General features: G+C 76.2%; 13 protein-coding genes. 9 read left to right on the forward strand and 4 right to left on the reverse strand.

Translation table 11 applies throughout. The features are described 5' to 3' along the window. The first annotated feature begins 658 nt into the window (after nucleotides 1-658). Nucleotides 659-1,387 carry a hemerythrin domain-containing protein gene (locus ACFVHB_RS21130; RefSeq protein WP_380324220.1) on the forward strand — a complete coding sequence of 243 codons (729 nt, stop codon included), beginning with the start codon at nucleotides 659-661 and terminating at the stop codon, nucleotides 1,385-1,387. Then, nucleotides 1,384-1,797, forward strand: coding sequence for a hypothetical protein (locus tag ACFVHB_RS21135; protein WP_380324223.1), 414 nt, complete (start codon nucleotides 1,384-1,386; stop codon nucleotides 1,795-1,797). Before ACFVHB_RS21130 ends, ACFVHB_RS21135 begins: the two co-directional genes overlap by 4 nt. Nucleotides 1,798-1,825: 28 nt before the next feature. On the opposite strand, the gene ACFVHB_RS21140 is transcribed toward ACFVHB_RS21135, so the two are convergent. Beyond that, on the reverse strand, nucleotides 1,826-5,293 hold the full coding sequence (locus ACFVHB_RS21140) for a BTAD domain-containing putative transcriptional regulator (RefSeq protein WP_380324226.1): 3,468 nt from the start codon (nucleotides 5,291-5,293) through the stop codon (nucleotides 1,826-1,828). A gap of 533 nt (nucleotides 5,294-5,826) precedes the next feature. Then, the gene (locus ACFVHB_RS21145; RefSeq protein WP_380324229.1) at nucleotides 5,827-6,930 is read right to left on the reverse strand and encodes a LysR family transcriptional regulator; all 1,104 of its coding nucleotides are present in this window, start codon (nucleotides 6,928-6,930) and stop codon (nucleotides 5,827-5,829) included. 140 nt (nucleotides 6,931-7,070) lie between these two features. Here ACFVHB_RS21145 and ACFVHB_RS21150 point away from each other — a divergent pair, with 140 nt between their 5' ends. Both ACFVHB_RS21150 and ACFVHB_RS21155 read left to right on the forward strand, forming a co-directional pair. Then, complete coding sequence (locus ACFVHB_RS21150; RefSeq protein WP_380324232.1) at nucleotides 7,071-8,231, forward strand: iron-containing alcohol dehydrogenase; 1,161 nt, start codon at nucleotides 7,071-7,073, stop codon at nucleotides 8,229-8,231. 275 nt (nucleotides 8,232-8,506) lie between these two features. Then, complete coding sequence (locus ACFVHB_RS21155; RefSeq protein WP_380324235.1) at nucleotides 8,507-9,343, forward strand: SDR family NAD(P)-dependent oxidoreductase; 837 nt, start codon at nucleotides 8,507-8,509, stop codon at nucleotides 9,341-9,343. A gap of 154 nt (nucleotides 9,344-9,497) precedes the next feature. Here ACFVHB_RS21155 and ACFVHB_RS21160 read toward each other — a convergent pair whose 3' ends face one another. After that, nucleotides 9,498-9,977 (reverse strand): MarR family winged helix-turn-helix transcriptional regulator, encoded by a 480-nt coding sequence (locus ACFVHB_RS21160; protein ID WP_380324238.1) that lies wholly within the window; start codon nucleotides 9,975-9,977, stop codon nucleotides 9,498-9,500. A gap of 159 nt (nucleotides 9,978-10,136) precedes the next feature. Between ACFVHB_RS21160 and ACFVHB_RS21165 the strand changes: the two genes are divergently transcribed. From ACFVHB_RS21165 to ACFVHB_RS21175, 3 genes are all read left to right on the forward strand, one after another. After that, nucleotides 10,137-10,997 carry an NAD(P)H-binding protein gene (locus ACFVHB_RS21165; RefSeq protein WP_380324241.1) on the forward strand — a complete coding sequence of 287 codons (861 nt, stop codon included), beginning with the start codon at nucleotides 10,137-10,139 and terminating at the stop codon, nucleotides 10,995-10,997. A gap of 110 nt (nucleotides 10,998-11,107) precedes the next feature. Further along, a complete protein-coding gene (locus ACFVHB_RS21170) occupies nucleotides 11,108-11,584 on the forward strand; it encodes a MarR family winged helix-turn-helix transcriptional regulator (protein ID WP_380324244.1) in 477 nt (158 codons plus the stop codon). A gap of 197 nt (nucleotides 11,585-11,781) precedes the next feature. Then, on the forward strand, nucleotides 11,782-12,027 hold the full coding sequence (locus ACFVHB_RS21175; protein WP_380324247.1) for a hypothetical protein: 246 nt from the start codon (nucleotides 11,782-11,784) through the stop codon (nucleotides 12,025-12,027). Nucleotides 12,028-12,057: 30 nt separating this feature from the next. Here the strand turns inward: ACFVHB_RS21175 and ACFVHB_RS21180 are convergent, their stop codons facing one another. Continuing rightward, a complete protein-coding gene (locus ACFVHB_RS21180) occupies nucleotides 12,058-12,294 on the reverse strand; it encodes a DUF6296 family protein (RefSeq protein ID WP_380324250.1) in 237 nt (78 codons plus the stop codon). Nucleotides 12,295-12,494: 200 nt separating this feature from the next. On the opposite strand from ACFVHB_RS21180, the gene ACFVHB_RS21185 reads away from it, so the two are divergent. After that, the gene (locus ACFVHB_RS21185; protein WP_380324253.1) at nucleotides 12,495-13,184 is read left to right on the forward strand and encodes a TetR/AcrR family transcriptional regulator; all 690 of its coding nucleotides are present in this window, start codon (nucleotides 12,495-12,497) and stop codon (nucleotides 13,182-13,184) included. A gap of 127 nt (nucleotides 13,185-13,311) precedes the next feature. Further along, nucleotides 13,312-13,506: a DUF1918 domain-containing protein gene (locus tag ACFVHB_RS21190; RefSeq protein WP_380324256.1), complete on the forward strand. Its 195-nt coding sequence runs from the start codon at nucleotides 13,312-13,314 to the stop codon at nucleotides 13,504-13,506. Nucleotides 13,507-13,526 lie beyond the last annotated feature (20 nt).

Raw genomic sequence — 13,526 nt, forward strand, 5'->3', positions numbered from 1 at the left:
CGGCACGCCCCTGGCCTGGCCGACCGCCGCCTGGGTCCGGCCGGACGGTGAGGCGCTGGTGACGACCTCGCTGGCGTTCGCCCGGAAGGCCCTCAACGTCCGCCGCGACGGGTGCCGGCCACGCCCCCCGGCACCGGCCCGGCTGCCCTGCCCGGGGCCGACCTGCTGGCCGGGTTCCCGACCGCCGTGCCGGGCGCCACCGCACCGGACGGCGCCCCGGCCCTCGCCCGCACCCGCGTGGTCCCACGGCCGGACGGCTACCGGGTGTTCCCGGAGGCGGACGTCCCGGTCGTCCCCGGCCCGGCGGCGCTGCTGGTGCACCGTCACGACGACCGGCTGAACGGGCTCCGCAACGCCCTGGTCAAGGGCCGCCTGTCGCTCGACGGGGACGCCTGGGTGCTGGCGCCGGCCACCGTGGTCGACCCGGCCGGCGCCGGGCGCCCGCTCGACCGGCTGCGCACCCTGCGCACCGCCCGCGCGGCCACCACCCGCTACCTCCGCCGGCGCGGCCTGCCCCGCCCCCGGATCACCTGGGACGAGTTCGCCGCGCTCACCGCTCCGCGCCCCACCGACCGACGTCCGCCCGCACCCCCCGGGCGGGCGCGCCACGGCCGCGATCCGCAAGTCCGCTGCAAGTGCCCTCCGGAGACTGTTCGACGTGACACCGATCGATCCGGCCCAGGCCGAACCCCACCCCTACACCCGCGAGATGGCGATGATCCACCGGATCTTCCGCCGGGAGTCGCGGCTGATGACCACCCTCGTCGCGGCGGTCCCGCCCGGCGACCACGCACGCGCCGCGGTCCTCGCCGGCGCCTGGCGGGCCTACGTCGTGGGCCTGCACCTCCACCACAGCGGCGAGGACGAGCTGCTCTGGCCCGCGCTGCGCCCGCACCTGGACGGCGAGGCCGAGCGGCTCGCCCTGATGGAGGCCCAGCACCACGCCCTGGACGAGGGGCTCACCCGGGTCGGCGGCCTGATGGACCGCTGGGCCGCCGGTGCGGCCGAGCCGGACCGGGACGAGCTGGTGGCCGCCCTGCGGGAGCACCACGAGCTGCTCTGCGAGCACCTGGACGCCGAGGAGACGACGGTCATGCCGCTGGTGGCGGCGCACGTCGGGGCGGAACAGTGGCACGCCGTCGGTGAGCGTGGCCTCGCCGAGACGCCGCGCGACCGGCTGATGATCGCGCTGGGCGCGGTCCTGGAGGACGCCTCCGCGAGCGAGCGGGCGGAGTTCGTCGGCCGGCTGCCGCTGCCCGCCCGGCTGGTGTGGCGGCTGGCCGGGCAGCGCCAGTACCGCCGGGAGATGCGCCGGATCCGCGGCGCGTGGGCGGACGGCCCGCTTCCGGACGGAGCGGCCGGGGCCCCGGAACCGTCCGGGCCGTGACGGTGATGACGGTCGTGACCTTCATGACGGACGGCGAGCCACCGCCCTTCACCACGGGTCCGGTGCGGGCCGCGGAGCCCGGTGCGGCCGCCCCCGCCCGGCCGCCGCTGACGGGCGGCCGACCCGGCCCGGCCGATGTCACCTTCGGCCGTCATCCCGAGCACGGCATCGTGGCCGCGGACCGCACCGGCGGCGCCAACACCTCCTGGATGCTGCGGCGGCTCGGGTTCGACGCGGTCCCGGGCCACCACCAGCTGTACGCGCTGACCGAACCGGCCCCGGACGGGGTGGCCCGGACCCGCGCCGCCGTGAAGCTGATGCGCCGCGCCGGCTACCTGGTCGCCGCCGACGGCGCCTTCGACGGAGCCTTCGACAGCGGCCTCGACGGCGGCTTCGACGGCGGCAGCTGAGGGAGCGCCGGCCCGACGCCCCCGGCCGCTACCGTGCGACGGGCGTCGGGGCGGTGCGCGGGGCGGGGATCAGCGCCCCGACGGCCGGCAGCAACCGGGCCGCCGTCCGGGCCTCCTCGGCGAGGTGGTCCGCCCCCCACTGCCGGGCGACCTCCTCCGCCGTCGCGTACGCCTCGCGGGCGGCCGGCAGGTCGCCCAGCAGGACGTGCACCTCGGCCAGCGCCAGGGCGATCGGCCGGGTGCAGAACTCGGCGGTGGCGGCCGATCCGAACTGGTCCCGCAGGGGCCGCAGCAGCGGGACGAGTTCGGCGGCCGCCCGCTTGTCCCCCAGCAGGCACGCCAGCTTGGCCCTGGTCCCGAGCCGCACCCCGTAGAAGTGGTCGGCGGCCGGGACCGGCTCGAACCGCACCGCCCGGGCCTCGTCCAACCGGCCCTGCAGGGCCAGGACGACCGCGAACGCCTCCCCGCCGCGCACGCCCCAGGTGTCGTGCAGCACCCGCGCGTGGGGCTCGACCTCCCCGGCGCGCCCCTGGCCGGTCCGGATCGTGATCAGTCCACGGTGGTAGAGGTCGGCGCCGAGCCAGGCGTTGCCGCCGCGCAGCCGCTCGCGGACCCGCTCGTACAACCGCTCCGCCTCGTCGAACGCGCCGCGGGCGTGGGCGAGCATCGCGAGCGTGGCCGTGCTGGTGGCCTCCGCCTCCGGCATCCGGTAGGCGCGGGCGATCGCCACCCCGCGTTCCGCGTGTTCGCGCACCGCCTCGGCGTCGTTGCAGACGGCGGCGATCCGGGCGTCGACGTGTTCGCAGAGCCAGTGGTGGGCCGGCAGCTCGTGGCCGGCCGTCAGGTCCCGCAGCTCGGCGATCACCATGCCGCGGCGCTCGCCCTGGAGCTCGTGCGGCATCAGCCGGGTCATGGTGGCGAGCGCCGAGGCGAGCAGCCGCGGTTCACCGGCCCGGCGGGCGATCCGCAGCTGGCGCTCGGCGGCGGCCAGGGCCCGGCCGGGATCCGTACCGGCGAGCTCCTCGACCATCCGCTGGAGCAGCCGGGTGGTGATCTGCGGCGCGAGGTCGTCGCGGGCGGCCAGCCGTTCGAGGGTCTCCACGACCTGGCCGCCGGTCTCCCGGTGGGTGCGGGCCAGCCAGGGCGTCGGCTCCGTCCAGGCGGTGTGGGCGGCGGCCAGCAGGTCGTCGCGGCCGACGAACCGCGCGACCGAGGCCGCCCGGTCCCGGGTCAGCCGAGCCGGTTCCGCGGCGCCGGCCCGGACCTGGGCCCGCAGCAGCCGGCCGAGCAGGCCGACCAGCCGCTCCGCGCGCTCGCCCTCCGGTCCGGGGATCCGGTCGGCCGCGTCGATCGCACGCTGGGTCAGGTCCGCCGCGACGTCGTACGCGAACCGGCGCTCCGCCGACTCGGCGGCGGCGACTGCGCAGTCGACGGCCTGCCGGGCCAGGCCGTCCTCGCCGGAGCCGGCCGCGTGCACGGCCAGGGCCGCCCGGTCGTCCGGGCGCAGCCGTTCGACGGCGGCGGCCAGGCGGCCGTGGAGGGCGCGGCGCCGCGCCGGTGTGAGGTCGGCGGCGAGGAGCTCGCGCAGCAGCGGGTGGGCGATCCGAACCCGGCCGGGGGAGGTCTCGTCCAGGAGCCCGGCGGCCAGGCACTCCGCCGTCGCCGCGGCACCGGCGGCGGGCGGGGCACCGGCAGCGGGCGTGGCACCGGCGGCTGCCTCGGCGCCGGTGCCCCGGGCGGGAGCGCCGCTCGCCGCGAGCAGCAGGGCCACGTCCTCCTCGCGTCCGCACACCGCCACGACGTCCAGCAGCGCGCGGGCCGGCGCGGAGGTCCGGGCGACGGCCCGGAGCAGCAGCGGCCGCGGTCCCGGGGGGAGGTCGCGCACGGCAGGCCCGCCCTCGGCCGCCAGCAGGCGGGCGGCCTGGGCCAGGTGGTGCGGGTTGCCGCCGGTCCGCTCGACCAGGGCGGCGACGACGTCGGCGGCAACGGGGGCGCCCGCCACCGACCGGAGCAGGGCGCCGGCCTCGGGAACGGGCAGTCCCCGCAGGTCGATCCGGTGCGGCTCGTGCCGGGACAGCTCGGTGAGCAGCGGCGCCAGCCGTTCGCCGCCGTCGTCCGGGCGGAACGCGGCGACGACGAGCACGGGCGTGCCGCGCAGCCCGGCGGCCAGGCCGACCAGGGCGCGCGTCCGCGCGTCGGCCTGGCCGAGGTCGTCGATCAGCAGGGCGAGCGGGCCGCGGCCGGCGGCGTCGGTGAGCCAGTCCCGGAGGTCGGTGCGCAGCCGCGCGCGGGCGGCGACGGTGTCGGCCGGCTGCTCGGCGGTGACGGCGGCGTGCGGCGGGGCGAGCAGGGCGTCGAGCGGGCCGCTGCGGGGCGGTGGGGTGGTCCGGGCGAGGGCGGTGAGGGCCTGCGCCCAGGCGCCGACCGGCTCGACGGCGGGGTCGTCGGGGCAGCGGCCGGTGACGACCGTCCAGCCGTCGGCGCGCAGCACCTCCGCGTAGCGGGCGAGCAGGGCGGTCTTGCCGACGCCGGCCTCGCCGCTGACCAGGACGACGCCGCCACCGCGGGTGGCCGCCCGGGCGGCGGCGCGGAGCCCGTGCAGTTCGTCCCGCCGGCCGCGGAAGGGGGTGTCGGACTCCCCTGATCCGGCCGGCCGCTCGGGCCGCTCGGCGGCGACCGGTTCACCGGCGGCCGGCCGCGGGGCGGCCGGATCGAGGCCGACGCGTTCCGGTACGGCCTCCCGCAGGACGTCGAACCGCCCGTTCAGGATGGCCTGTTCGAGCTCGGCGAGGGCGGGGCCCGGGTCGAGGCCGAGTTCCTCGACGACGACCGCCCGGGCCCGGCGCAGCGTCAGCAGGGCGTCCGCCTGGCGGCCGGTCGCCCACTGGGCGAGGGCGAGCAGGCGCCAGCCCTCCTCGCGCAGCGGGTCCGTGCGCACCAGCGCCTCGACCATCGGGACGACCTCCGCCGGGCGCCCGGCCCGCAGGCCGGATGATGCCGCCAACTCATGGGCGGTGAGGCGGAGTTCATCGAGACGGGCGATCTCGGCGAGGGCCCACTCCTGGTCGGCCCACTCCTGGTAGGCGGGGCCGCGCCACCAGCCGAGCGCCTCGGTCAGCCGACGGTGGGCGGTTTCCGGTGCGGCGTCCCGGGCGGCGTGGACCGCGGCCTCGAACCGCCAGGCGTCGACGGCCTCCACGGGCAGGTGGACGGCGTAGCCGGGCGGGGTGCTGACCAGCAGGGTGGACGCGGAGCGGGGCGGGCGGCCGGGTTCGAGGATCCGGCGCAGGTTGGAGACGCAGGGATGGAGGGACGTGAGGGCGCGGCGCGCGGCGGTGTCCGGCCAGAGGGTGTCGACGAGCCGGTCCACCGAGACGACCTGGCCCCGTCCGACCATCAGCAGCGCCAGGACGGCCCGCTGTTGGGGGCCTCCGAGCGACAGCCGTTCCGCCCCGAGAACCGCCTCCATCGGGCCCAGCACCCGCACACACAGCATGACGAACCAACCTACTGAACGACCGACCGACCAACGGGGAGGCCGCTTGCGAGAACCCCGGGCGTGTCGCGACCGCACCACGGGACCCAAGCCGACCGACCGGGCGCGAACCCGCCCCGAACGCAAGGACCTTGTACGCCGGTCGCGGTCACCCGCGTCGCCCGGTCCGGCCCCCGCCCCACCGCGACGGCGCCGTGACCTCGCGACGCCTCCGGGACGCGGGCCCCGGTCGGGCGTCACCCCCGGTCCCGCCGCCCCCGCGGAGGTCATGAAACCACGAATCCGACGCTCACCCTCAATCGCCGCCGGCCGGTCCGCCTCCCCGCCGCGACCTGCGCGTTCGCACCCCGGACCGGGCGGGGACGAACGGCCCTCCGCACCACTGCCGGCGCACCCGGCGGCGACCGGCCGGCCGTCGGGCGGGGACCACGGGTACGAGTTCACCACCCACGCCGAGCTCGACTTCCCGCTGACGGACCCGGCCGATCCCGGCGACGACATCGACCACGCGCCGGTCCCGGCCCGCGTCCGGCTCAGTCGGCACGACCACCCGAGGGCGCTCCCGTACAAGATCGACGAGAAGTGCCCGGAACCGCCCCGAGCGCACCGCCCTCCGCCACCGACGGGACCCGGTGCGTTTCACCGAGCAGTTCGGCGGAGCGGTCGGCGACCTCCTGGTGCAGGGCCTCGCGCACGGCCCGGACGGCGGGATGGGTGACCGCCTCCCGCCGGACGGCCAGCGTGATCGGCAGCCGGATGTCGACCTCGCCGGCCAGCAACCGCCGCAACCCGGCCCGGCCGGCGAGGAAGGCCGGCAGCACGCCGATGCCGGCCCCGAGACGGGTGGCTTCGAGCTGCGCGAAGACGTTCGTGGAGGAGAACGCGGGGGTGACGCCGGGCAGATGGCGTTCGATGTCGAGGTCGCCGACCTGGAGCATCGACTCGATGTAGAAGATCAGCGCATGCTCCCGCAGGTCGGCGGGCGCCTCGGGGGTCCCGCAGCGCGCGAGGTACTCGTCGCTGGCGTACAGCCCCAGCGCGTAGTCGGTGAGGTGCTCGGTCACCAGCCGGCTCCTCGGCGGCCTGCCGATGGCCAGGGCGAGATCGAAGCCGGACGGGTGCAGAGTCAACTGCCTTGTCGCCGTGATGAGTTCGGCGAACAGTCCGGGATGTCGCCGGCGCACCCGGGCCAGGGCAGGGGTGGCGAAGACGGTGCCGAAGCCGTCCGGGGCGCTCACCCGGACGGTCCCGTGAAGTGACGGCGCGTCCTCCTGACCGGACACCGCGTCGACGACGTGGACGAGGGCGTCCTCGATCGCGCGCGCGCTCTCCGCGACGGCCTTTCCGGCGGCCGTCAGCGCCCAGCCCTCCGGGCCGCGCTCCATCAGCCGCACGCCGAGGCTCCGCTCCAGCGCGGTGATGCGGCGGGACACGGTGGTGTGGTCCACGCCGAGCGCGTCGGCCGCGGCCACCAGACGTCCCGTCCGGGCGACCGCGAGCAGGTGGCGGAGATCGTCCGCGCGGAGCCTGCGCGGATCGAGGCCGCCGCGGTCCGCCGGCGGAACCGGAACCGGGACCGGAACCGGAACCGGGGCCGGGGCCGGATCCTCGCCGACCGGGCGGGAACGGGAGTGCACGGGAGCAGCGTATCTGCATTCCCGCACACCCCGTCTGCGCGATTGGCGATTGAACGCACACCCCGCGGGCGGCACAGTCGAACCGCTCCACCGGAGCGCCCGGCCCCCTCCCCCCGTCGAGCCCCGTCGAGAGGTTCTCCATGGTCGCCAGCCTGTCCCTGCCCCGGATCATGCGCGTCGGCCCCGGCGCCGCCGACGAGTTGGGCGACGTCATGACGGGACTGGGGCTGAGCCGCCCCCTGCTCGTCACGGACGCGTTCCTGGTCGGGACGGGCGCGGCGGAACGCCTGACGGCGGCGCTGCACAAGGCCGGGCTGCACCCGCGGCTCTTCTCCGACACCGTGCCCGACCCGACGACCGACTCGCTGGCCCCCGGCCTGGCGGCGTTGCACGAGCACCGGGCGGACTCCGTCATCGGGTTCGGCGGCGGCAGCCCGATGGACAGCGCCAAGGCCCTCGCCCTGCTCGGCGTGCGGGGCGGTCACATGCGCGACTACAAGGCGCCGCGCGTCAACCTCGGGCCCGCGCTCCCGGTGATCGCCGTCCCCACCACCGCCGGCAGCGGATCGGAGGCCACCCAGGTCACCGTCATCACCGACAGCGCCACGGACGAGAAGATGCTCTGCCTGGGCCCGGCGTTCCAGCCGGTCGCCGCCGTGGTCGACGTGGAACTGACCATGTCGATGCCGCCCCGGCTGACCGCCGACACCGGCATCGACGCACTCACCCACGCCGTCGAGGCGTACGTGAGCCGCAAGGCCAACCCCTTCACCGACAGCCTCGCCCTCGCCGCGATCGGCACCATCGGCCGCCAGCTGCGCCGCGCCTACGCGGACGGCTCGGACGCACGGGCCCGCGAGGCCATGATGCTCGCCGCGACCCAGGCCGGCATCGCCTTCTCGAACTCCAGCGTCGCCCTCGTGCACGGCATGAGCCGTCCGATCGGCGCGCACTTCCACGTCGCCCACGGCCTGTCGAACGCGATGCTGTTCCCGGCGGTGACCGCCTTCTCCGTGCACGCCGCACCCGGCCGGTACGCCGACTGCGCCCGCGCGCTGGGAGCCGCGGCCGGCACGGACCCCGAGGACGTGGCCGCCGGCAAGCTCGTCGACGCGCTGCACGGCCTGTGCCAGGACCTGGAGGTGCCCTCGCCCCGCGCCCACGGCATCGACCGGGAGGCCTGGACCAGGCTGACGCCCCTCATGGCCGAGCAGGCCCTGGGGTCCGGCTCCCCCGCCAACAACCCCGTCGTGCCCACCGCCGGCCAGATCGAGGAGCTCTACGCCCGCATCTACGCCTGATCCGCCCGCCTCTCCCGCCCCCCTTGTGGTCGCGTTCGCCCCGGGGGCGAAGCCGGGGGCGGGGGCTGGACATCACCCGCGGAGGTGTTCCGAGCGGTTGCGGTACGGGGGGCTGCGGGCGCGTGCGCGTCGCCCTCGGCCCCTCGCCGGCGGACTGCGCCGCCGCGCAGCTGGCCGCCGCCATGTCACAGCCCGCGGGGCCGTCTCGTCCCAGAGGACGTACACACCCGCAACGGCACGGGCGTTGCGGCCCCGCAGCAGGATTGGATTGCCTCATGAGCAAGGTCTGGTTCGTCACCGGTTCGTCCCGCGGCCTGGGCCGCGACTTCGTCGAGGCCGCGCTGTCCCGGGGGGACCGGGTGGCGGCGACCGCCCGGAACCCCGAGCACCTCGCCGGACTGGTCGCCGCGTTCGGCGACGCGGTGCTCCCGCTCGCGCTGGACGTGACCGACGGGGCCGCCGTCGAGGCCGGGGTGGGGCGGGCGAAGGAGCACTTCGGCCGGCTGGACGTCGTCGTGAACAACGCGGGCTACGGCCTGTCGGGCGCCGTCGAGGAGCTGACCGACCAGGAGCTGCGCGACCAGCTGGAGACCAACCTGTTCGGGCCGCTGCGGGTCGTCCGGGCCGTGCTGCCCCACCTGCGGGAGCAGGGCGGCGGGCACATCGTCCAGATCTCCTCGGCGGCCGGCGTCGCCGCGTTCCCGCTCGGCGGCGGGTACTGCGCCTCCAAGTGGGCCCTCGAAGGGCTGAGCGAGGCCCTCGCGGCGGAGGTCGCCGGCTTTGGCGTCAAGGTGACGCTGGTCGAGCCCGGTTCCTACGCCACCGACGCGATCGCCTCCGCCGTCCGCGCCCAGGCCCACCCGCTGTACGACGGGTTCCGGGAGGCCTTCGCCGCGAACGTGAAGTCGCTCGACCCCGGTGACCCGGCCGCCGCGGCCCGGGCGCTCCTCAAGCTCGTCGATGCCGAGCACCCGCCGCTGCGGGTGTTCTTCGGCAACGAGAACCACCAACTGCTCCAGCAGGTCTACGCCGACCGGCTGCAGACCTGGGCGGACTGGCAGGACCTCGCGTTCGAGGCGCACGGGCGCACCCCCGTGACCCCGGCGGCCTGACCCGGCCCGCCCGACCACCGACCCCCCGGCCACCGGCCCGCCCGGCCACCAGAGGTCCGCTCGGCCACCGGGCCACCAGGCCCACCGGGCCACCGAGGCCCCGACCGCTGCGCGCACCGCCACGGCCGGGGCCTCCGGCGCGTCGGGGCCCGGGTCAGCGGGGGAGGCGGTCGCGGAGCGCGTCCTGGGAGTCGACGTACTTGAGCATGAGGCGGGCGAACTCCAGCCGCTCCCGCTCGGTCCAGTCGGCGGTGATCGACTCGAAGGCGGCGCGCTGGTGACGGGTGAAGCGGGCCATCAGCTCGCGGCCCTCGGGGCCGAGGTGGAGGACGGTGCGTCGGCCGTCGCGCTGGGAGGCGGCGCGGACCAGGTAGCCCGCCGAGATGCAGTCGGAGACCATCCGGCTGGCCACCGACGGGTCCACACCCAGGTGCTGGGCGACCGCGCCGACGGTGACCTCGTCGGCGCCCTCCCGCTCGGCGTCCTGGACGATCCTGAGCACCAGCGTGCGCGTGAGGTCCTTCTGCGAGATCGGGTTCTCCACCTCCAGGAGCGAGGAGCGCCGCAACCGCCCGAAGGCCGGGCCCACGGCATCCAGCAGCTCGTCCGCCGTCATCGACTCGTGCTTCGTCATGCCCCCATCGTATCGGCATGAATGAACCGGCGAAGGCATGTGTTGACGCACAATTACATGCATGCCATCATGCATATGCACTTGCGCAGCGATCTCCGGATCGTGAGCGAGCACCAACCCCACGACCCATCGCGAACAGCGACGAACGGAGCACTCCCCATGACCACCACCCTCGTGACCGGCGCCCGCGGCAAGGTCGGCCAGTCCGTCATCACCCGCCTGCACGCCGCCGGACACGCCGTCCGCGCCGCCAGCGCCGCCCCGGCCGAGCTGAGCGTCCCGGACGGCGTCGAGACCGCCGAACTCGCCCTCGACCGCCCCGAAACCTTCGACGCCGCCCTCCGCGGCGTCCGCCAGGTCTTCCTCTACCCGGAGCCCGCCGGCATCCACGAGCTCGTCAAGGCCGCCGAGGCCGCCGGCGTCGAGCACGTCGTCCTGCTCTCCTCGTCCTCCGTCCTCGGCCCCGACGCCGAGAACGACCCGCTGGCCAGCCACAGCCTCCGCGTCGAGCGCGCCCTCGCCGCCTCCGACCTCACCTGCACCTTCCTGCGCCCGGACGCCTTCGCCAGCAACGCCTTCGGCTGGGCCCCCGTCATCGGCCGGTCGGTGCCCGTCCAGCTGGCCTACCCGGACGCGCACATCGCGCCCATCCACCCCGAGGACATCGCCGACATCGCCGTCGCCGCCCTGACCGGCGACTCCCCCGCCGGTGCCTCGCTCATCGGCCGCTCGGTCACCCTGACCGGCCCCGAGTCCCTCACCTTCCGCGAGCAGCTCGCCGTGCTCGCCGACGCCATCGGCCGCGACATCGCCGTCGAGCACATCACCCGCGCCGAGGCCGAGCAGCAGCTGGGCCACCACATGCCCGCCCCGATGGTCACCTCCCTGCTCAACCTCTGGGAGGCGGCCGACCACGGCCCCGCCACCGTCCACGACACCACCCGGACCCTCCTCGGCCGCCCCGCCCGCACCTTCGCCCAGTGGGCCCGCGAGAACGCCGCCGCCTTCACCCGGCCCTGACCGCACCTCGGCCGGCCCTGACCGCACCTCAGCCGGCTCTGACCGCACCTCAGCCCGGTCTGACCGCGCCTCACCGGTACCGGCCCCCGCTTCCTCCCGGAGGACACCCCATGAAGCCCATCGGCTACTGGCTCAACCGCACCGACCAGGCCTTCACCACCGCCATGAACACCCTGCTGGCCGACGCCGGCCTGACCCGCCTCTCGTGGCAGGTCCTCAACGTCGTCCAGGACACCCCCGACGCCACCGACCACGACGTGCTGACCGTCCTCGCCGCCAACGCCGAGCCCGCCGAGCTGACCGCCGCCGTCGAAGCCGTCCTCGCCGACGGCTGGGCGGACCGCCCCGCACCGGGCCGCCTCGCGCTGACCGACCACGGCCGCACCCGCCTCGCCCGCGCCGGCGAACAGGTCGACGCCTTCCGCGAGTCGGTCCTGACCGGCATCACCCACGAGGAGTACCGGACCGCCGTCACCGTCCTGGAACGGATGACCCGCAACGTCGAGAGCGCCCCGGCCCCGACCGCACCTGCCCCGACCGCACCTGCCCCAACCGCCCCGGCCCCGACCGCACCGGCCCGCCCCTGACCGCGGCACGCGGTGACCCCGGCCGGTGCGCCCCGCCGCTGACGCCGGACGCCGTGGGCCGCCGCGGGGCGCCGCCGGCCGGGCCGCGCCCCGGAGCCGGGCGGTCCGCCATTCCACCGGGCCCGGCCCGGTGGCCGATCCGGAGGCCACGGGGTTGCATGGAGTGACCGAGCCCCGACCATCCGGGAGGCTGTGCCGTGTACGAGATGTGGGCCGAGCACGACCCTGCGATCTCCCCGCCGGGCGTCGTGTGGCACGTGGTGGCCAAGGACAACGCGACGGCGTCCCTGTGCGGGCGCTTCCTCGAACCCTCCCAACGCGTCATGCCGGCGTTGGACGGCACCCCGCCGGACGGCACGACGCCGCCGGCCTCCTCCCCCGACCGGTACTGCGACCCCTGCCTGGTCACCGTCCGCGAGGCGATGGCGGAGAGCGGTCGGTGACCGACGGCCACCGACCGCCCGGGAGCGGCGTCACGGCAGCGGCACCGCGTGCAGACAGGGGTGCAGGCTGTCCCCGGCGGGCGCCGCGAGGACCGTGGCCACCTCACCGTTGATCTCGACCCGCAGATCGCCGTCCGCGTTCTCCCAGACCTGCTTCCCACCGGGGCCGACGGCGTCCGTGGCATGGACCACGACGACGTCCGGCGGGCCGTGCCCGCCGACCGGGCCGGGCAGGGTCACCGCGTAGCGGCCCTTGAGGCTCCTCATACCGGCCTCCTTCGAGACTCCCCGCCCTGTGCAGCCGATTGTCCTCCCCGCCCGAAGGCCTGTACACGGAGGACGAAGGTGCTCGCGGGACGAAGGCGCTCGCGCTCAGACCGCCCCGGGCAGCGCTCGCCCACGACTCCCGGGGACCGACCCGCGGCGGTGATTGGCCCGGGGAACGCCCGATGCGGCACAGTGGCCCCATGAGCGCGGACACGAGGAGTCACCGGGCTGCCGGGCAGCCCGCCCCCGGCCGGCGGCGGCCCGTGCAGCAGCGCAGCCAGGAGCGCTACGGGCGGATCCTGGACGCCTGCGCCGGCCTGCTCGACGAGGTCGGCGCCACCGCGCTCACCACCAAGGAGGTCGCGCACCGCGCCCAGGTGCCGATCGGGACGCTGTACCAGTTCTTCGCCGGCAAGGAGGACCTGCTGGCCGCGCTGGCCGGCCGCAACCTCGACCACTACCTCCAGCGGCTGGACCGGCGGCTGCTCGCGGCGGCCCCGGTCGGGCCCGCCGGGTTCACCGACCTCGCGGTGGACGAGTTCGTGACGATGAAGCGGACCGTACCCGGCTTCGGCCAGGTGGACTTCGGGCTGGCCGGTGCGGTGGTCCCGGCCGGGGTCCGGGACGATCTGCACCTGATCGACGCCGACCTGGACAACAACACGGCCGTCGCGCTGCGCCTCCAGGCCCTCGGCGGCGAGGTGTTCGCGGCGGCCGACCCGGTGGCGCTCACGCTCGGCCTGCGGGTCGCCCTGGAGGCCGCCGACGCGGTGCTCAAGCTCGCCTTCCGCAGCGAGCCGGACGGCGACCCGGCGCTGATCGTCGAGTGCAAACGGCTGGTCCGCTGCTATCTCGCCGAGCAGCTCTCCGGGACCCTCCCGCCCCGCTGAGCACACCCGCCGCGCTCCGGCCCGCCCGGGCCGGGGCCGCCGCGAGCCGTTGCGGGTCCGCTCCCCCCGCAGCACAGTGGAAGCAGAACAGCTGCCACTGCAGCCGCACAACCCCGAGGAGCAGACCATGCATGCAGCGGTTGGCGACCAGCTCCACATCCACAGCAGGTCGGTGGGCATGGTCGATCAGAAGGGCGAGATCATCGAAGTGCGCGGCGCCCAGGGCGAGCCGCCGTACGTGGTCCGCTTCGAGGACGGTCACACGGGCCTGATCTACCCCGGTCCGGACTGCAACATCGAACCCCGCGAGACGCTCCGCTGACCCAGACGGCCGCCACCCCG

Source organism: Kitasatospora sp. NPDC127111, assembly GCF_042677465.1.
In the GTDB taxonomy this organism is placed as follows: Bacteria; Actinomycetota; Actinomycetes; order Streptomycetales; family Streptomycetaceae; genus Kitasatospora.